Annotated in this window: 8 protein-coding genes; 6 read left to right on the top strand and 2 right to left on the bottom strand. The window is 71.2% G+C overall.

Annotated elements, in window-relative coordinates; all coding sequences use genetic code 11:
• Positions 1-84: 84 nt before the first annotated feature.
• On the bottom strand, positions 85-1371 hold the full coding sequence (locus tag ACJ7VY_RS16080) for a hypothetical protein (protein ID WP_409476056.1): 1287 nt from the start codon (positions 1369-1371) through the stop codon (positions 85-87).
• 94 nt (positions 1372-1465) lie between these two features.
• Here ACJ7VY_RS16080 and ACJ7VY_RS16075 point away from each other — a divergent pair, with 94 nt between their 5' ends.
• The 6 genes from ACJ7VY_RS16075 to ACJ7VY_RS16050 all read left to right on the top strand — a co-directional run bounded on the left by ACJ7VY_RS16075 (position 1466) and on the right by ACJ7VY_RS16050 (position 18223).
• Entirely contained in the window at positions 1466-3610 is a 2145-nt protein-coding gene (locus tag ACJ7VY_RS16075; RefSeq protein WP_409476055.1) for a S46 family peptidase, read from the top strand.
• A gap of 142 nt (positions 3611-3752) precedes the next feature.
• Positions 3753-4502, top strand: coding sequence for a response regulator transcription factor (locus ACJ7VY_RS16070; protein WP_409476054.1), 750 nt, complete (start codon positions 3753-3755; stop codon positions 4500-4502).
• A gap of 149 nt (positions 4503-4651) precedes the next feature.
• Positions 4652-5413: a response regulator transcription factor gene (locus ACJ7VY_RS16065; RefSeq protein WP_293758944.1), complete on the top strand. Its 762-nt coding sequence runs from the start codon at positions 4652-4654 to the stop codon at positions 5411-5413.
• A gap of 300 nt (positions 5414-5713) precedes the next feature.
• Positions 5714-13819, top strand: coding sequence for an SdrD B-like domain-containing protein (locus ACJ7VY_RS16060; RefSeq protein ID WP_409476053.1), 8106 nt, complete (start codon positions 5714-5716; stop codon positions 13817-13819).
• Positions 13816-17196: a hypothetical protein gene (locus ACJ7VY_RS16055; protein ID WP_409476052.1), complete on the top strand. Its 3381-nt coding sequence runs from the start codon at positions 13816-13818 to the stop codon at positions 17194-17196. Before ACJ7VY_RS16060 ends, ACJ7VY_RS16055 begins: the two co-directional genes overlap by 4 nt.
• A gap of 10 nt (positions 17197-17206) precedes the next feature.
• Positions 17207-18223, top strand: a complete 1017-nt coding sequence (locus ACJ7VY_RS16050; protein WP_313248013.1) for an OmpA family protein — start codon at positions 17207-17209, stop codon at positions 18221-18223.
• A 70-nt stretch (positions 18224-18293) separates the two neighbouring features.
• Here ACJ7VY_RS16050 and ACJ7VY_RS16045 read toward each other — a convergent pair whose 3' ends face one another.
• A complete protein-coding gene (locus tag ACJ7VY_RS16045) occupies positions 18294-20240 on the bottom strand; it encodes a diguanylate cyclase domain-containing protein (RefSeq protein ID WP_409476051.1) in 1947 nt (648 codons plus the stop codon).
• Between the last annotated feature and the right edge of the window lie 116 nt (positions 20241-20356).

Genomic DNA, 20356 nt, shown 5'->3' with positions numbered 1-20356 from the left:
TCCCGGGCTACCGGTCCACCGACCGGGCGCGGCATGGCCAGGCGCATGCGCGGCGGGCAACGCCACACCGCCGCGCCGCCCGGTTCACGGCGCGGACGCGGCGGCGACGGGGGAGACGACCGTCCCGCGCAGCACCGGTCTGCCGGCGACCACGTCGGTCCATACCAGGCGTGCGTTGCCGCGGTCGGCGAGCAGGCGCGGGAAGCCGGTGCCGCGCCCGCGGCCCTGCAGGAGCGCAACCCGCAGGCGGCCGAGCTCGCGCTCCAGCGAGGGGCTGTAGCGGGCAAGCCACAGCGATTGCCCGCGCGCATCCTCGCGCAGCCATGCCAGCCACAGGCCATCGGCGTCGGCTGCTACCTGCACCCGTCCCTGCACCGCGGTGCCGCGGTCCGGCACCCGCGGCGCGCCGAAAGTGGCGCCGCCGTCGCCGCTGTGGGCCAGGCGCAGCAGTGGTTCGCCCTGCGGCGCGGTGTACCACGCCACCCAGGCCTCGTCCCCGTAGGCGGTGACCGCGGGGCCGTTCACCGGACACGCCGGCATGACCCAGTCGTCGGCGTGCACCCGCCGTGACGGCTGCCAGCCGCCGGCGACGCGGCGGCGCAGGTGGATGTCGCGGACCTCGCCGGCGTCGCGACCGCGATACACCAGCAGGATGCCGCTGGCGCCGGCGTGGGCCCCGGTCTGGCAACAGTCGCAGGTCATCGCGTCCAGCTCCTGCTCGTCGTGCTTGCGCAGCCGGGCATCGAAGCGCGCACTGCGCAGGGTCATCGCGCCTTGGCCATTGCCTTGACCGTGGCCGTCGCCGTCGCCGTGCCCGGTGCCTGCGGTGCGACGTCCATCCAGCCAGGCGATGCCCATGCCATCGGCGCCTTCGGGCCACAACGAGACGAAGCCGTGCTCGGTGGCCGTCCCGTCATCGTGTACGGTGACCGGTGCCGACCACTGCCGGCCATCGGCTGAGCGCGCCAGCAGCACGTCGTAGGCATGCGGGTTGCCGGCGGACCGGCGCAGCCATTGCGCCCACAGCGCGCCATCGGCACTGGCGCGCAGGTGCGGGGTGTCGGCCCAGTTCACGAACCAGTCGTCGCCGCGTGCGATCTGCCGCGCAGGCTGCCAGCGGCCAGCGGAAAAGCGCGCGTAGCGCAGCTGGTGGCCGCGCGCGTCCGGCGCCAGCCACGACAGCAGCAGGCTGCCGTCGGGTGCGGCCACCAGGTCCGGCTGCGCGGCGCTCGCATCGGCCGGCAACGGCCACGGTTCGGCGTGCAGCTGCAGGGCCGGGCCGGCGGCCGGCGTCGTGGGCGCCGGCACATCGGCGGAACATGCACCGAGCAGCGCGCACGCCAGCGCGAGGGAAGCGGGGAAGATGCGCATGTGCGCAGGATAGCGGCATCGTGACCGTTGGCGGTTGCCCGCCCACCGGGGCCCGGCTACTGTCGCCGCCTGTTCTGTACCTGCTGGAGTTCCGATGAAGCGCACACCGCTTGCCGCCGCCATGGCGCTGGGCATGAGCCTGGCTGCCGCCGCCAACGCCAACGAGGGCATGTGGATGCCCACCCAGTTGCCGGCACTGGCGAAGACGTTGAAGGAGGCCGGTTTCAAGGGTGACCCGTCGACGCTGGCCGACGTCACCGCACCGCCGCTGAGCGCGGTGGTGCGGGTGGGCGGCGGCACCGGCGCGTTCGTCTCCGGCGATGGCCTGCTGCTGACCAACCACCACGTTGCCTACGGGGTGATCCAGTACAACGCCAGCAAGGAGCACGACACCATCAACGACGGCTTCATCGCCCAGGGCCGCGATGACGAGCGCGCGGCCAACCCGGACTACCGGGTGCTGGTGACGGTGGGCTTCGACAAGGTCACCGACGAGGTGCTGCAGGAGGCGCGCGGCAAGACCGGCCGCGCCTACTACGACGCGGTGGAGAACGCGCGCAAGCGCATCGTCGCCGACTGCGAGGCCGAGGGCGGGGTGCGCTGCTCGGTGGCCAACATGTACTACGGCAGCGATTTCTACCGCATCCGCCAGCTGGAGCTGACCGACATCCGCCTGGTCTACGCGCCGCCGCGCGCGATCGGCAATTACGGCGACGAAATCGACAACTTCATGTGGCCGCGCCACACCGGCGACTTCACCCTGCTGCGCGCCTACGTCGGCAAGGACGGCAAGCCGGCGCCCTACAGCAAGGACAATGTGCCGTACCACCCGCCGGCACACCTGAAGATATCGCTGGACGGCCCCAGGGAAGGCGACTACGCGATGCTGGCCGGTTACCCGGGCACCACCTACCGGCTGCGCACCGCCGCCGAGTTCGCCAACCAGATTGACACCGTGCTGCCGCGCCGCGTGGAAGTGTTCCAGCAGCTGATCGACGTGATCGAGGCGCAGGGCAAGGGCAATGCCGACGCGCGCACCCGCTACGCCTCGCAGCTGCAGTCGCTGAAGAACAACCGCAAGCGCGCCGCCGGCGAACTGGAAGGCCTGCTGCGCAGCGACGCCAAGACCCAGCGCGCGCAGGACGAGCAGGCGATGCTGGCCGCCACCGACGCCCGCTACAAGGCCGACATCGACGCGTTGTCCGCCTCGCTGGCCGCCGAGCGCGACGCCGGCGCCGGCGACTTCCTGGTGACGCTGATGTCCAGCCAGACCCAGCTGCTGCGCTCGGCCATGCTGCTGGAGCGCCTGCGCATCGAATCGGCCAAGCCCGACGCCGCGCGCGAGAGCGGTTACCAGCAGCGCGACCAGGCGCTGATCGAAGGCGTGCTCAAGCAGGTGCAGCGCCGCTACGACCCGGCGGTGGAGAAGGCGCTGCTCACCGCGTTGCTCACCCGTTACCAGCAGTTGCCGGACGCCCGCCGCGATGCCCGCTACGACGCGTTGTTCGGGCGCACCCCGGAACAGCTGCGCAAGGCGCTGGACACCCTGTACGCCGATACCCGGCTGGGCGACGAGGCGCAGCGGCTGTCGCGCTTCGAGGCGGCGCGCAAGGGCGGCGCACTCGAGGCCGACCCGCTGCTGGCGGCGGCCGCCACCCTGGTGGCGGCGCAGCTGGACGCCGAGCGCGAAAGCAAGCAACGCGAGGGCGAACAGCTGCGCCTGCGCCCGTCCTACATGCAGGCGCTGTTCGCCTGGCGCGCCAGCCAGGGCCGCGCCGTGTACCCGGACGCCAACAGCACGCTGCGCATCAGCTACGGCAAGGTCGAGGCGCTGCATCCGCGCGACGCGGTCAGCTACTCGCCGGTGACCACCGTGGCCGGCATCGTCGAAAAGAACACCAACACGGTGCCGTTCGACGCACCCAGGCCACTGCTGGCGGCCATCGCCAAGGGTGATTTCGGCAGCACCGCCGATCCGGCGCTGAAGACCCAGACGGTCAACTTCCTGACCAACCTGGACACCACCGGCGGCAACTCCGGTTCGCCGGTGCTCAATGCGCGGGGCGAGCTGATCGGCCTGAACTTCGATTCCAACTGGGAGTCGGTGAGCGCCAGCTGGTGGTTCGACCCGCGCTACAAGCGCGCCGTGCACGTGGACATGCGCTACCTGCGCTGGCTGCTGGCCAAGGTCTACCCGGCGCCGGCGCTGCTGGCCGAGATGGGCCTGCAGCGGGAGTAGGCGCCTGCGCGACGCCGGGCCCGGCCGGATGCCGGTCGGGTCTTGGCGCCGCCCCGTCCGGCCAGCGCGGCCGGGGTAGTGGGACACCGCTGGCCTAGAATGGCCGGGCGAACAGGGCGGGACAGGTCGTGGGGAAGCACTGATGCAGGTGGATCGTGAACTGGCGGCGGCCGAGGCCGGCGCCAGGCTGGATGGCATACGGATCTGGGTCGTCGAAGACGACCCCGAGTGGCGCGGCATGGTGGTCGACGAGCTCGAGTACCACGGCGCCGAGGTGCGCGGCATCGACAGCGTCGAGGCGCTCTACCGCGAACTGGCGGTGGACCGCTGCGACATCCTGGTGCTGGACGTCGGCCTGCCCGGCGAGGATGGCTTGAGCGCCACCGGCCACCTGCGGCGGATGGATGGCATGGGCATCGTGCTGGTCACCGGCCGCAGCGGCACCGCCGACATGGCCCACGGGCTGTCCGTGGGCGCCGATGTCTACCTGCCCAAGCCGCTGGAACTGCCGGTGCTGGTGGCCGCGCTGCACAGCCTGCACCGGCGCATGTCGCAGTCCGCGCCGGCGCTGGCCGCCGCCGGCGAAACCGTCGCCGCGTGGAGCCTGCGCTCGGACGGATGGGATCTGCAGGCCCCCAGCGGCAAGGTACTCACCCTGACCGTGGCCGAACGCGGCTTCCTGCGCGAACTGTTCGCCGCCCACGGCGAGGCGGTCGAGCGCGAGCGGCTGATCGCCGCGGTGACCGACCAGCCCTGGGATTTCGACCCGCACCGGCTCGAGGTACTGGTGCACCGCCTGCGCACCCGGGTACGCAACGCTACCGGCGCCATGCTGCCGGTACGCGCGCTGCGCGGCGTCGGCTACCTGCTGGCGTCCGAACCCGCCGGCTGACTCCGGTTCCGCTTTCCAGCTGCCGCTGTGGGTGAACGCCGGAGAGCGACGGAGATTCTCTGATACTGCCGCTGCGCCGGCTGCTGCCGAGAATTCCACCCCGACGCCGGAGCCGCGCATCGCGTGGCCGGCGTGCATGGGGAGCGGCATTGGAAACGACACAGGAAGGGCCGCCGCCAACCGCGCCGCGCCCGCTGCAGGGCATCCGCATCCGGGTGGTGGAGGATGATCCGGAGTGGTGCGCGCTGGTGGTCGACGAACTCGCGCGGCAGGGCGCGGCGGTGCGTGGCCTGGGCAGTGTCGAAGCCCTGTACCGCGAGCTGGCGGTGGACGCGTGCGACATCGTCGTGCTCGACGTCATGCTGCCGGGCGAGGATGGATTCAGCGCGACCCGCCACCTGCGCCGCACCGGCGACATGGGCATCGTGCTGGTGACCGGGCGTGGCGCCGCCGCCGACATGGCCCATGGGCTGTCCGTGGGCGCCGATGTCTACCTGCCCAAGCCACTGGAGCTGCCGGTACTGGTGGCGGCATTGCACAGCCTGCATCGGCGCATGGCCGCGCGCACCGCTGCACCGCCGTGCCCGGCGCCGGAGCCCGCGCCGCCTCCAGGCGACGGCTGGAGCCTGCGGGCAGGCGGCTGGGAACTGGGGTCGCCCGGCGGCCACGCCGTGGCCCTGTCCAGCGCCGAGCGCGCGCTGCTGCACGCACTGATCGCCAGCCCCGGCACGCCGGTCGGCCGCGAGCGGCTGATCGCCGCACTGACGCCCACGCCCCGGGATTTCGATCCGCACCGCCTGGAAGTGCTGCTGCACCGCCTGCGCGCGCGCGTCCGCGACGCCACCGGCCTGGCCCTGCCGGTGCGCGCACTGCGCGGCCAGGGATACCTGTGGGTGCCCACGCATTCGTGATCCCCGGCTCCCGCTGCATGGCGCCGCGCGGCGCCGCTGAGAGCGAGTGTGAGCGAGCGTCAGGAACTGCTACTGCCTTGGCTGCGCCCGCTGCAGAGAATGCCGCCCGGATGCCCTGACCGGGTGTCCCGCGCCTGCCCGCAATGGCAGGCACCGACAACACGCAAGGCCCGGCACGTCGTCAGCCGGGTGGGGCGCAACAGCTGCAGACGCAGGGGAACACCCGTGTACCAATCTCACGAACAGGCCGCTCGCGCGACGTCTTTGCGCGCGCACGCAAATGGATCTGCCGTCCGCGCGATGAAGCTCGCCGGCCTGTTGGCCGCGGTCGGCTTCATGGCGCCGGCGGCCCACGCCGCCGTTACCGCGACCCAGGTGACCACGGCCGCGGACATCGGCATCGGCCAGGACGTGAACGTCACCGTCGACTGGACGCGTACCAGCGCGGGCGGCGACACCGTCACCGTCGTCATCCCCGCCCAGCTCGGCGCCAACCCGCCCGCGCCCCCGGCCGGCTGCACCTACACCGCGCCGAACATGGTGTGTTCGACCACCGCCGGCAGCAGCGGCACGGTGAGCTTCCCGGTGCGTGGCGTGACCGCCGGTGGCTTCAACCTGACCGCCACCGGCACCTCGGGCCCGTCCGCCGCGTTCTCCGGCAACGTGCGCAACGCCGGCGACCTCACCGTCGGCAAGGCCATGACCGTGCCGGCGAGCGGCAGCCCGCTGACCGGTGGCAACAGCACCTTCCGGCTGACGCCGAACATCGCCGCCGGCGGCAACAACGTGCCGGTGGGCGGCAGCATCGTCATCACCGACAACCTGCCCGGCAGCGCGGCCACCGGTTTCGTGGTCACGGGAATCACCTTCGGCGGTCCGCTGACGCCGGCGTGCACCGCGGTGGCCACGGCCAACAGCAGCCGCGTACTGACCTGTACCTATACCGCCGGCGGCTCGGCGATCAGCGCCGCGCAGCTCAACAGCAGCTGGATCGATGTCAGTGGCACCACCCGCAGCTACGGCAGCTTCGTCAACACGGCGTCGATCAGCTCCGCCAATACGCTCTACATCGACCTGGCCGCGGGCAACAACAGCGCCAGCCTCAACTACAACACCGAGCCGGCCACCGACCTGGTGGCGACCATCGCCACCACGCTCAGCAACAGCTCGGCCTCGCCCTCGGCGGGCCTGAGCAACCAGACCATCACCCTGGGTGTGACCAACAACGGGCCCATGGTGTCGGCCGCCGGTGCCGTGGTGGAGACCCTCGTTCCGGCCGGCTTCACCCTCGGTACGCTGCCAGCCGGTTGTACATCCACGCCGGCCAGCAGCCTGACCATTGTCCCGCCGGTGAGCGGCGGTACCCAGACCGGGACCTGGAACGGCACCAAGGTCAGCTGCACCGCGGGCACGCTGAACGTGGGGCAGTCCGCACCGTTCGTGATCCCGGTGACCCTGGACAACGTGCGCCGCACCGGCGAGTACCTGCCCGCCGTGCTGACCCTGCCGCCCGGCCAGGACGATGGCCAGCCGAACAACAACAGCGCCACCGTCCGTTACTGGATGGCGCCGTCGGCGGCCGACCTGGGGCTGATCAAAAGCAAGCCGGCCAAGGTGGCGCCGGGACAGACCATCAACACCACCCTGACCGTCACCAACCGGGGGCCGGAAACGGTCAGCTGGAGCCCGTCGCAGCCGCTGCGCGTGGTGGACTGGCTGGATCCGCGCGAAATCACCAATGCCTCGGTCACCGCCAGCAACGGCTGGGTGTGCACCGTCACCCCGGCCTCGCCGCGCGCCGATGGCGCCAACCCCGCGCAGACGACGCAGGTTTCGTGCGAGCTGCCCGGCCCCGGCACCCTGAACGTCGGCCAGGCGCGTTCCTTCAGCTTCGCCCACACCATCGCCGACGCCGCGACCCTGGGGCCGAACCCGGTGACGCTGACCAACATCGCCTGCACCGGCAGCGAGGTGCTGCGCCTGCTGGGGCTGAACGCGGGCAACGGCCCGCAGCCGGCCGACCCCGACGAGGCCGGCGCGACCGGCGGCATCGCCGAGAACGGCACCAACGGCCAGGACTGCCAGTCCGCCAACGGCATCGGCACCACCCTGGAAGACGTGCGCGTGGGTATCCGCAAGGAGTCCTCGGTGGACGGCACCACCTGGCACGACGACGTCGCCGACGCGCCGACCCTGGCCGCCGCCGACAACGACATGCACTGGCGGATGACCATCACCACCGCCGCAGCGCAGGCGACGATCCCGACCCTGCAGGTGAAGGACATCTATCGCGGCCTGATGCGTGCCGCCGCCGCGGCACCGACCTATGTCACGCCGAACATCAGCTTCAACTACGACCTGAGCCAGGCCGCGGGCGCGACGCACAGCTGCCTCGCCAGTATCCCCGGCAATCCGAACTCGTACGGCCAGGGCGGCAATACCATTGAATCCGGCAATACCACCGAGCAGGTCTGCAGTTTCAACAACGTGCCGGCCGGCGCCACCATCGTGGTCACCGCCACGCTGTCGCGCCCGTTGGGGGCGCCCACCGGCCAGCTGGACAACACCGCCACGCTGGATTCGCCCAATGCGTTCCTGAAGGACCTGTCCGGCGGCAACGTGATGAGCGACAGCGCGCGGGTGCGGGTGCTGCCGCGGGCCGACGTGGCCATGGCCAGCAAGACGGTGACGACCAGCATCCCGGCCAGCGGCGGCAACAACCCGATGGCATCGGTGGGCGAGACCGTGCTGTTCACCCTGGTCGCCCGCAACCAGGGCCAGGACCACATCGCCGCCGGCAATTTCCGCATCACCGACAGCCTGTTCACCGGCGCGGCGACGTTGTCCACCCCGGCCTTCGAGGTGCTGGAAGTCAAGCCGGCCGACGTGGCCAAGATGAGCTGCGCGGCCAGCAACCTGGCCAGCGGTTCCATCTCCTGCGTCAACGTCACCACCCTCTCCCGCCATGAGGTGCAGACGGTGACCGTGCGCGCGCGCGTCAAGAAGCCGCCGAGCTACACCGGTGCGCTGGGCGACAAGCTGTACGAGAACGTCACCAACACCGCCCAGGTCCACCTGGACAACATGTGCGAATACCGCGCCGATGGCGTGGCGAACTCGAGCAGCTGCGGCGACGCCAACGCGCTGGCGAACAACACCGCCTCGGCCGTGTTCGACGTCACCGTGCCGTCGTTCGACCTGCAGCAGGGCAAGGTGCCGGTGTTCCCGGCCGGGCAGAGCGAGTTCCGCGCCGGCGACGACCTGCGCTACCGCTTCAGCATCCGCAACGCCGGCCCGTCGATTGCCGAAAACATCGAAATGACCGACACCCTGACCGTGCCGTCCGGGTTCACCCTGGCGCTGCAGGGCACGCCGCAGAACCTGAACGCGGGCGCGGCAAGCGCCGGCTACAGTCTGGCCAGCAAGACCGTTGCCTGCACCCAGGCGGCGCCGAACGCCGCGACGGTGTGTACGTTCGGCACCCTGGACGTGAACGAGGAAGTCAACTTCGAGCTGGTGTTCCGGCCCACCGGCGTGTCCACCGCGCCGGTGATCTTCGGCAATGCCGTGCACGTCTGCGCCGACGAGACCAACAGTTACGAATCCTCCGGCAAGTGCACCGCCGATCCGCTGCAGGCCGGCAACAATCTGGCTGCGATCAACAACGTGCTGTTCCCGAGCACCGACCTGGAAGTGGTGAGCAAGACCGCCATGGTCTCGCCGGCCGACGTCGGCCAGGCCGTGCCGTGGCAGATCGTGCTGCGCAACAACGGCATTTCCACCTCCACCCAGATGCGCGTGGTGGATACGCTGCCGTCCGGCTTCGAGTGGATTCCCGGCACCGCCCCGGGCGTGGGCAGCGCCACCGGCGGCGCCACGCTGGCCGCGGCCGGCGGCACCCTGGCCGTGCAGCCCGGCCCGCCGGCGCCGGACGCGGCCGACGTCTGCTACGTCTCCAACGGCGTGGCCAGCGTCACCAGCGCGACCCCGGTGCAGCAGGTGACCTGCCACGTCAACGGCAACTTCCCGGCGGGCAGCGGCTACACCCTGACCCTGCATGCGCGTCCCAAGGCGGGCGTGTACGCCGGGCCGTGGCTGACCGACGTGGACAATCACGCGGCCGTGCAGCCGGGCAAGGACGCGGCCAACGAGGACCTGGCCAAGGACAGCAACCCCAACAACAACGAGCAGGACGGCCCGGTGCAGGTGCGCAACGCCAGCATCGCCGGCCGCGTATTCCTGGACCAGAACAACAACGGCGACACCGACGCCGGCGACACCGGCCTGGCCAATGTCAGCGTGCGACTGACCGGCACCGACGTGTACGGCAACGCGATCGACGTGACCGTCACCACCGACGCCAACGGCGACTATGCGTTCAACGGCCTGGCGCCGTCCGACGCCGCCGGTTACACCCTCAGCCAGGACCAGAGCACCGTGTCCGGCGGCTACAACAACGGCATGCCGCAGCCCAACAGCGCGCGCAGCGTGCGCAACGGCGCCAGCACCGGCGTGACCGACAAGGGCAGCGCCGGCATCGTCGCCAGCGGTGGCGTCATCAGCGGCGTGGTGCTGGGCAGCGGCGGCCAGGGCGTGCAGTTCGACTTCCCCGAAGTCACGCTGTACACGCTGTCCGGCCACGTGTTCCTGGACAAGAACGTCAACGACGTGCGCGACCCGGGTACCGACGAGCCCATCGCCGGCGCCACCCTGGAACTGCTGGAGCTGGTCGGCGGCGACTACGTGCCCGTCGGCGGCCCGACCGGCACCGCGCTGACCGATGCCAACGGCTTCTACAAGTTCGTGGGCCTGGACCCGGCCAGGACCTATGCCGTGCGCGAAGTACTGCCGGCCGGCCATCTCAACCGCCCCAGCGCGGTCAAGCCCGGCACCTGCGGTGGCGCCGGCTGCAGCGCCGGCAGCGCGCAGACCGGCGTGGCCGGCGACGCGCCCACCACCGACCGCATCAGCGGCATCCGGCTCACCGGCAACGGCGAGAACTACGACTTCGGCGAGCAGGAAGGCGCCGAGATCCACGGCCGCGTGTTCATGGATTACGACAACGACGGCGTGCAGAACGGCAGCGACGGCGGCATCGGTGGCCAGACCATCGAGCTGCGCGATGCCGGCGGTACCGTGGTCGCCACCACGACCACCGCCAACGACGGCACGTTCTCGTTCACCCAGCTGCTGCCGGGCACCTACACCCTGCACCAGCCGAACCAGCCGGCCGGCACCGCCAACGGCATCACCACCGCCGGCACCGTCGGCGGCATCACCACCGGCACCGCGACCGGGGTGAACACCACCCCGTCGCAGATCGCCGCCATCACCGTGGCCCCGGGCCAGAAGTCGCTGGAGAACCTGTTCGCCGAGATCCCGACCCGCAGCACCGTCGCCGGCCGGGTATGGCTGGACGGCAACGACAATGGCGTCATCGACGTGGGCGAGCAGGGCATCGCCGGAGTCACGGTCGAGCTGACCGGTACCGACGTCAACGGCAACGCGATCACCCGGACCACCACCACCGGCACCGACGGCAGCTACCTGTTCGCCGACCTGCCGGCGGGCACCTATGCGCTCACCGAGCCGAACCAGCCGCCGCTGACGCTCAATGGCAAGACCGTGGCGGGCAACATCGGCGGCGTGCCGCTGGCCGGCGCCACCGCGACCGGCAAGGCCACCACGCCGTCGGCGATCGGCAACCTCGTGCTGGGCGAGAACCAGCACGCGGTGCAGAACAACTTCGGCGAGATCCCGATGAACGGCTCGATCGCCGGGCGGGTGTGGCTGGACCGCAACAACGATGGCGTCATCTCCGTCGGCGAGACCGGCATTGCCGGCGTCACCGTGCGCCTGACCGGCACCGACGCCCAGGGTATGCCCGTGGTGGCCGAGGTGCGGACCGACGCGAACGGCGACTACCTGTTCGACGGGCTGGCGCCGGGCACCTACACCGTGACCGAGCCGGAACAGCCGGCCGGCACCTTCAATGGCCGTACCCGCGCTGGCAGCCATGGCGGCGACGCCACCGCGGTGGCGACCACGCCGTCGGCGATCAGCGGCATCGTGCTGGGCGCCAACGAGAACTCGGTGGCCAACAACTTCGGCGAGATCCCGCCGGCATCCATCGCCGGCCAGGTCTGGTACGACGACAACGACAACGGGCGCGTCGACGCCGGTGAAACCGGCATCCCCGGCCAGGAGATCGTGCTGGAAGGCGTGGACGACCTCGGCAACCCGGTCCGCGTGACCGCGGTCACCGACGGTGACGGCCGCTACTACTTCCCCGACCTGCGCCCGGGCCGCTACAAGCTGACCCAGCCCAACCAGCCGCCGCAGACGCAGAGCGGGCAGACGGTGCCGGGTACCACCGGTGGCGACGGCACCCCGAAGAGCGAGCCGGTCTCGGTGATCAGCGGGCTGACGCTGGAGCCGGGCATCCACTCGCAGTCCAACAACTTCGGCGAGCTCAACACCGACGTGCCCGACCTGCGGGTCAGCAAGTCGGTGGAGCCGGCGACCCTGGTCACCGGCGGCGCCGCGAGCTACCGCCTCGTGGTGCGCAATGCCGGCCTGGCCGCGACCAGCGGCGAGTACGAGGTAGTTGACCGCCTGCCGCAGGGCGTGACCCTGGCTGCTGTCCCCACGGGCGACGGCTGGAGCTGCACCGGCAGCGCCGGCGACACCCGCTTCAGCTGCCGCAGCAGCACCGTGCTGGCCGCCGGGCAGACCTCGGCCGCGACCCTCAGCGCGCCGGTGCGGGTGGGCGCCGATGCCAGCGCCGGCACCGTCAACAATGCGGTGCTGGTCGCCGGCGGCGGCGAGCCGGAATCGCGCCGTCCGACGCCGGAAGAACAGCAGGCGCTGGAAGGCGGCGATGTCGGCACCCTGCCGGTGTGCGGGGCCGAGGTGGTGCACAACGCCTGCCGCCTGCCGAGCGAACTGGTGAAGGCATGGCCGGACGTGGTGGTCAGCAAGGCCGCCGACAGCGCCGTGTTCACCGTGGGCCAGCCGGCCAGCTACCTGATCCGGGTGCGCAACATCGGCGAGCGCGCCACCGACGCCGAGTACGTGGTCAGCGAACACCTGCCGGCCGGCATCGTGCTGTCGGGCCTGCCCGCCGGTGACGGCTGGGCCTGTACCGGCAGCGTGGGCGAGCGCCGCTTCGCCTGCGCCAGCGCGCGCGAACTGGCCGCCGGCGCGACCCATCCGGGCGCGATCAAGGTGCCGGTGGACGTGCTGCCGGAAGCCGTGGGCCAGGGCACCGTGAACAACGCGGTGATCGTGTCCGGCGGCGGCGAGGATCCGCAGCGCAAGCCCACCGATGAGCAGTGGAAGCAGTTCGAGGAAACCCCCGGGCAGCTCGACCTGTGTGACCCGCAGATCAGCCAGAACCTGTGCCGGGTGCCGAACGAGGTGCAGGACGCGCCGGAAGACACGCAGCTGGTGATCAGCAAGCGCGGCGACCGCGCCATGGCCGAGATCGGCGACACCGTGCAGTACACCATCGAGGTGCGCCACGTGTCCGGCAGCGCCGCGCGCACGGTGAACATCGTCGACGTGCTGCCGCGTGGCTTCACCTACCTCGACGGCAGCGCCCGCGTCGACGGCCGTGCGCTGGACGAACCGCGGGGCAGGCCGGGGCCGCGCCTGGGCTTCGACCTGGGCCCGATCGCCGCCGGCGGCCAGCTGCTGCTGACCTACCGCGCGCGCATCGGCGTGGGCGCGCTGCAGGGCGACGGCATCAACCGCGCGCAGGCGCACGGCTGCTCCATTGCCGGCGGCTGCATCGACCCGGTGGGCCTGAACCCGCTGCCGGGCTCGACCCCGTCCAACCACGCCCAGTACCGCGTGCGCGTCACCGGCGGCGTGTTCACCGACGAGGCCTGCGTGCTGGGCAAGGTGTTCGTGGACTGCAACAACAACCACGTGCAGGACCAGGAAGAACTGGGCATCCCCGGGGTGCGCCTGTACTTCTCCGACGGCACCTGGCTGGTGTCCGATTCGGAAGGCAAGTACAGCTACTGCGGGCTGCCGCCGAACAGCCACACGCTGAAGGTCGATCCGTCGACCCTGCCGGTCGGCTCGCGCCTGACCACCAGCAGCAACCGCAACCTGGGCGACGCCGACAGCCTGTTCCTGGACCTGAAGAACGGTGAGCTGCACCGCGCCGACTTCATCGAGGGCAGCTGCGCCAACCCGCTGCTGGAGCAGGTCAAGGCGCGCCGTACCCAGGGCGAAGTGCGCGCACCGGAGAGCGAGCCGGGCCAGTCGCCGCTGCGTTTCGAAAGCAAACCCGTCCGTGCGCCGCAGCAGGCCACGGATTCGGCCAACCAGAGACCGATCGTGGAACCCAGACCCAACCCGCCCACCGCATCGGCTTCGCAGGAGGTGCAGCCATGAGCCGCCGTCGCGTGCGCGCGATGCCGCGCCTGAGCCTGCTGGCCTGCGCGCTGGCCACGGCCGCAACCCCGGCCCTGGCCCAGAACGTGGGCAGCAGCACCCGTTTCACCCCGGTGCTGGGCGACGCCTCGACCCTGTACCCGCGCTCGCCGGCGAGCGTGGACGCGGCGCCGGAAGTGGTCGCCGCCCGTCCGGGCGCGCTGGACTACAGCCGCAACGGCGGCGTGGATCGGGTCCGCGTCGAGGTCGATCGTGACGGCGTGCCCGCCGACGGGCAGACGCCGGTGCATGTGCGCGTGCAGCTGCTCGACGGGCAGGGCAGTCCGCTGTCCGGTACCGCCTACGCCACCATCGAGCACAGCGGCGGCCGCATCCGCCTGCCGGGCTCGCGTACCGACGAGTTCGGCCCCGGCGCCGCCGATGCCGACAGGGTCACCCCCGGCGTGCAGCTGGTGGTGCGCGACGGCGTGGCCGAGTTCGACCTGCTGGCTCCGCACGAGCCGCAGGACGTGGTGCTGCGCATCACCGCCGGCGGCCAGGCCGCCGAGGGCGTGATCGGCTTCCTGCCGGAAATGCGCGAGCTGCTGGCCACCGGCCTGATCGAAGGCATCGTCAACTTCCGCAACAAGTCCAACGCCGGGCTGATCTCGCCGGTGCAGCACCACGACGCCTTCGACCGCGACATCCGCCGCTGGGAGAAGCAGTTCAACAACGGCAAGGCCAATGCCGCCGCGCGCACCGCGTTCTTCGTCAAGGGCCGGATCAAGGGCGAGTACCTGCTCACCGCTGCCTACGACTCGGACAAGGACGTGCGCGGCCGCCTGCTGCGCGACATCCAGCCCGAAGAGTTCTACCCGGTGTATGGCGATGCGTCGCTGCGCGGTTTCGACGCGCGCTCGGCCGAGCGCCTGTACGTGCGCATCGACAACAAGCGCAGCTACCTGCTGTACGGCGATTTCCAGACCGGCGACACGCTGGCCACGAGTACCGGCATCGGCGGCAGCGGGCCGATCCCGCAGCGCAGCCTGGGCACCTACAACCGCACCGCCACCGGCCTGGGCTGGCATTTCGAAAGCGAGCGCGCGCGCGGCAACGTGTTCGCCATCGAGGACTCGCTGCGCCAGGTCATCGAGGAGTTCCGCAGCCAGGGCAGTGGCCCGTACGCGCTGCGCAACAACGCGGTGCTGGAAGGCAGCGAGCGGGTGGAAGTGATCGTGCGCGACCGCAACCAGCCCACCCGCATCGTCTCGGTCCGCCCCTTGGCCAGGCTCGTCGACTACAGCTTCGAGCCGTTCTCCGGGCGCATCCTGCTCAACCAGTTCATGCCGTCCTTCGACAGCGACCTCAACCCGGTGTCGCTGCGCATCACCTACGAGCTGGACCAGCAGACCGAGAAGTTCTGGGTGTTCGGCGCCGACGGCCAGTTCAAACTGACCGACCGGCTGGAAGTGGGCGCCTCGGCGGTGGAAGACCGCAACCCGTACGCCGAGTTCCGCCTGGGCAGCGCCAACGCCGCCTACCGCTTCGGCGAGAACACAATGCTGGTGGCCGAGTTCGCGCGCACCCGCAGCGAGGTCAACACCAGTTCGCTCAACCAGATCACCTCGCAGGGCCTGAAGGACGTGGTCGGCGAGGTCGAAGGCGATGCCTGGCGCGTGGAGTTCGCGCATGACGGCGACAGGTTCGATGCGCGCCTGTTCGCCGCCCGCACCGACCCGGCGTTCAACAACCCGGCCTCGCCGCTGTACGGCGGTCGTGGCGAGTACAACGCGCGGCTGGGCTACGCGGTCGGACCGCGCCTGGAGCTGTATGTCGAAGGCCTGCGCAGCGAGGACCGCAATCCCGATGGCGGCAAGCGCGATGCCGGCGGCGCCGGCGCGCGCGTGGGCGCCACCGAGCGGCTGACCCTGGATTTCGGCCTGCGCAGCGTGCGCGAGACCATCGGCGTGACCTCGCCGTGGTCGATGGGCGCGCCGTTCGGGCAGACCGGCGGCCTGACCGGCGGCTTCGCCACCGGTGCCGGCGGCGGCGCGCTGGGCTATGGCCAGCAGGCGCTGGACCCGGCTACCGGCCTGATGGTCATCAACGGCCCGTCGTCCGGCAGCCCCATCACCAGTGACCTGCCGATCGGCACCAGGCTGGAATCGGACAGCGCCCGCATCGGCCTGGGCTACCGCTTCAGCGAGAAGTTCAGCGGCGGCGCCGAGGTCGAGCAGAGCGTCAGCGGCGAGGACCGCCACCGCGTCGCCGCCGGCGTCGACTACCAGGTGTTCGAGCGCAGCCGCCTGTATGGCCGCTACGAGAAGCAGACCGGCCTGACCAGCGCCTACGGCATCACCACCACCGACCGCGAGGCCGATGCGCTGGTGTTCGGCGTGGACAGCAGCTACCTGCGCGACACCCAGGCGTTCAGCGAATACCGGCTGCGCGATGCGATCAGCGGCCGCGACGTGCAGGCCGCCTCGGGCATCCGCAACAACTGGGACATCCGCCAGGGCCTGCGCCTGAGCAGTTCGGCCGAGCGGGTCAACGTGATCGCCGGCGACACCGGCGACAGCACCGGCCTGGCGCTGGCGCTGGACTACAGCGCCAACCCGCTGTGGCGCGGCGCGGTGCGCGTGGAGCACCGCATCTCCGAGGACGTGGCGCACACCGAGGCCAACGAGGCGTTCGACACCACGCTGCTGCAGTTCATGCTGGCGCGCAAGCTCAGCCGCGACTGGACCCTGCTGGGCCGCAACTACCTGTTGGCGACCAACTACAAGGAACGCGGCGACGTCCTGCAGGACCGCTTCCAGCTGGGCCTGGCCTACCGCGACACCGACCGCAACCGGGTCAACGCGCTGATGCGCTACGAGTACAAGCTCGAGCGCGACGAAAGCGGGCTGACCCTGCTCGACGGTCAGGCGGTCAATGGCACCAGCCAGGACGTGCGCACCCGCGCCCACATCGTCTCCTCGCATGCCGACTGGCATCCGTCGCGGCCGTGGTGGCTCACCGGGCGCGTGGCCGGCAAGTGGCAGCGCGACCAGTTCGCCCTGGGTGACGGCGCCCGCGTCAACAGCAGCTTCCGTGCGCTGCTGTTGTCCGGCCGCATCGTCTACGACATCACCGAGAACTGGGACATCGGCGTGCTTGGCTCCACCTTCCGTGGCCAATCCGGCAGCAACCAGTACGCCTATGGCGTGGAAGTGGGCCGCCTGCTGCGGCAGAACCTGTGGCTGTCGGCCGGTTACAACTGGACCGGCTTCGAGGGCGACCGCGACCTCAACGGCTACGAATACACCCAGCAGGGCGCGTTCCTGCGCCTGCGCTTCAAGTTCGATGAAGACCTTTTCCGCCGTGACCCGGTGCGCTACCGCGACCCGGCCCGCTGAGGACGACCCGATGAAATCTCCGCATAACCGTTCCACCCTGTCCCGCGCGCTGCTGTCCGCCGCCCTCCTGTCCATCGTGGCCGGCAGCACCGGCGCCCAGCAGACCCGGCTCAACCCGCAGGAAAAGCGCATCACCGACGAAGCCATCCATGCCGACCTGCAGGGCTACGAAGCCACCCAGGGCCGCATCCAGGCGCTCAACGACGCCGGCCGCCCGGTGCGCGACTACGGCATGGCCAAGGCGCAGTGCTGGCTGGACGTGTCGTTCCACGAATACACCCGCAACGACCGCAGCGCGTTCCCGCAGGACGCGCTGACCGAGTCGGAGAAGCTGATCGTGGCCATGGAGAACGGCGTCGCGCCGCTTCCCACCGACACGCCCCTGGTCAACAACGCCAGGTACCTGCGCGACGACCTGTGGCAGCGCCTGAAGGCGATCCACGGCACCCCGGGCTTCAGCTGCGCACAGCAGGCCGTGGCCTGCGGCGAGGTCGAGCTGGTGCACGCCGGCAACGAGTTCAACCAGCAGCAATGGCGCCACTCCAAGCCGTACATCCAGATCGCCGAGGACCTGGTGAACGATGCCGAGGCGCTGGCGCGCCAGTGCGGCGTGGCGCCGGACGCCGCGCCGGCGGCCACGCCGGGCCCGCTGATCGCCAACGTGCTGTTCGAGTTCGACCGCGACGGCCGCAAGGACATCCGTACCTACTCGCTGGAGAGCATCGACCGCGCGCTGGCCACCCTCGCCGGCGAGAAGCGCGAACTGGCCGGGGTCACCCTGGTCGGACACGCCGACCGCATGCAGGGCAGGGGCTTCGACTACAACCAGGGCCTGTCGCAGCGGCGCGCGCAGACGGTGCGCGAGCTGCTGATCGGCCGCGGCATCGACCCGGACGCGATCCGCTACGAATACCGCGGCGATACCCAGCAGGTGCAGCAGTGCGACGGCGTCACGCTGCGTGCCGCGCTGCTGGAATGCCTGCTGCCCAACCGCCGGGTCGAAGTGCGCTTCGAACTGGCCCGATGAGCGCACGCGCCAGGTGAAAGGCCGCGGTCTGCATCGGTTGCCGGGTGCGCGTGGCCGGCGGATGCCGGGTTCAGGGCAGATGGGACATCCGGTTGGGGCCGCGGTTTTCGTCGCGCGCCGGCGCGGCGGCGACCTCGCGCGGTGGCGCCCACGACATCGGCCGGCCGCCGCCGATCGCGATCCAGCCCTGCGCCAGCGCGTGCTCGGGATCGCGCAGGATGCTGTAGAGGTCGACCGTGCGACCGTCGGCCAGGCCCCACAACCCGGCCCAGGTGCCGACGCCGCTGCGGCGCGCCACCTGCAGCGCCCGGCTGACCGCGCGCAGGGTGTCGGTCTGGTTCGCGGTGGCCCCCGGGAACAGCGGATGCGGGGCCACGCCGGCGGACAGGCTGGGGGTCAGGCACTGGCCCGGGGCGACATCCACCTGCAGCCGTTCGATGCGGCGGCACAAATGCGCGGCCAGTGCGAACGCCGCGGCCTGCGACGTGTTGGCGCGGATCACCACGAACGTGGCCCCGCCCCAGCGCGCCACGTGGTCGTGCTGGTCGCTGCCGCGGACCAGTTCCTCGGCCACCGCGCGCAGCAGCAGGTCGCCGGCGGCATGGCCATGCAGGTCGTTGAGCGCCTTGAAGCCGTCGATCTCCAGCAACAGCACGGCGCTGCGCGCCTCGCCGGTGCGCGCTGACATGGCGGCGTCCAGCAGGCGCTGCGCCTCGCGCCGGTTCGGCAGCCCGGTGAGCGCGTCGATGGTGCCGAGCCTGCGCAGCTGCCGCTGCTGGCGGCGCATGCGCAGGTACAGGGCGCCGCCGCCCAGCAGCAGGATCAGCGCCGCCGCCAGTGCGGCATTGCGCAGCAGGCGGTCGCGGCTGGCTTCCTGGACGGCGTTGATGCGGGCCGGGTCCAGCGCCTTCTCGGCGGTGGCCTGCAGCCTCGCCAGCCGGTTGAGGTCGTCGCCCTTCATCCGTGCCTGGTCGATCTGCCTGGCCTGGCGCAGGTAGTCGCGCGCCTGGGCGGTATCGCCGAGTGCCACGCTGGTTTCGGCCAGAATGTCCAGGCTGTCGCGGGTTGCTTCGGGGAACTTGCCGGTTTCGGCCAGCGCCAGCGCCTGTTCGCCCAGCTCCCGCGCCTGCCGCGGCTGCTGCTGCTCGAGCGCGATCCGTGCCAGCCGCTGCAGGGTGACGATCTGCCCGAGCGGGTCGTTCTTCGCCTGCCACGGCAGGATCGCGAGGAACTGCGCCCTGGCCGCCTCCAGGCGGCCGCGGGCATGCTGGATTTCGGCCCGGTGGCCGCGGATCCGGTGCAGCATCACGTCCTGGCTGGACACGCGCCCGGCGATGGATTCGGCGCGGGCGAACGCCCGCTCCGCCTCGTCATGGCGCTTGAGCCGCAGCAGCGTGTAGCCATGGTTGTAGTGCAGCATCACGTCCTGCGGCAGCGGCGGCCGGCGCAGGTGGTCGGACAGCGCCAGCGCCTGCTTCAGGTAGTGCAGCGCGCCTTCGGGGTCGTCCATCTGCTCGCCGCGGATCAGGGCGATGCCGGTCAGCGCGGTGATCTGGCTGCCCACGTCGCCCTCGGCGATGCCGCGCTCGAGCATCGATTCGAGCAGCTGCAGGCCTTCCGTGGTCTGGCCATTGCGCTGCAGCAGGGTGGCGGCCATCTGCAGCGCACGGCCGCGTTCGAAGGCCGGTAGCCCCGGTGTCCGCAGCAGTGCCTGCAGGCGCGCGGCCGATTCCAGGCTGGCGTCGCCCTGGCCCAGCAGCTGGCTGGCGAAGCCGCGGCACCCTTCGGCGCCGATTTCGACCACCACGGGCAGCGCCGGCGTGGCCAGCAGCCGGGTGGCGATTGCCAGCGCCTCGCGCGGGGCGCCGTGCACCGTCGCGTGGCAGCGTGCCACCTGGTCCATCAGCCGTGCATCGGCTTCCACGGTCTGGGCGCCTGCGGGGCCGGCCACGACCGTCGCCAGCACCGCCCATGGCATCAGGCGGCGGAATCGGGTGGCACGAAGCGGTCGGGGCATGGCGTCCGGTGGTTCCAGGCGGGGGAGCGTCCGGCCGGCTGGCGGCGCGGCAGATCGCGCGACGGACGCCGGTAATATAGCCGTACTGCCCGCATGCCGGGCGCCGCCGGGTGGCC

Origin of the sequence: Stenotrophomonas sp. Y-13 (assembly GCF_046267925.1) — a bacterium.
Classification (GTDB): domain Bacteria; phylum Pseudomonadota; class Gammaproteobacteria; order Xanthomonadales; family Xanthomonadaceae; genus Stenotrophomonas; species Stenotrophomonas acidaminiphila_A.
The sequence above is the reverse complement of the archived record's forward strand: the minus strand, read 5'-3'. Positions and strand labels throughout refer to the sequence as shown.

Coding starts and splice junctions, on each gene's coding strand:
- ACJ7VY_RS16080 (WP_409476056.1), bottom strand. CDS start 1,371: ATGCGCATCTTCCCCGCTTCCCTCGCGCTGGCGTGCGCGCTGCTCGGT.
- ACJ7VY_RS16075 (WP_409476055.1), top strand. CDS start 1,466: ATGAAGCGCACACCGCTTGCCGCCGCCATGGCGCTGGGCATGAGCCTG.
- ACJ7VY_RS16070 (WP_409476054.1), top strand. CDS start 3,753: ATGCAGGTGGATCGTGAACTGGCGGCGGCCGAGGCCGGCGCCAGGCTG.
- ACJ7VY_RS16060 (WP_409476053.1), top strand. CDS start 5,714: ATGAAGCTCGCCGGCCTGTTGGCCGCGGTCGGCTTCATGGCGCCGGCG.
- ACJ7VY_RS16055 (WP_409476052.1), top strand. CDS start 13,816: ATGAGCCGCCGTCGCGTGCGCGCGATGCCGCGCCTGAGCCTGCTGGCC.
- ACJ7VY_RS16050 (WP_313248013.1), top strand. CDS start 17,207: ATGAAATCTCCGCATAACCGTTCCACCCTGTCCCGCGCGCTGCTGTCC.
- ACJ7VY_RS16045 (WP_409476051.1), bottom strand. CDS start 20,240: ATGCCCCGACCGCTTCGTGCCACCCGATTCCGCCGCCTGATGCCATGG.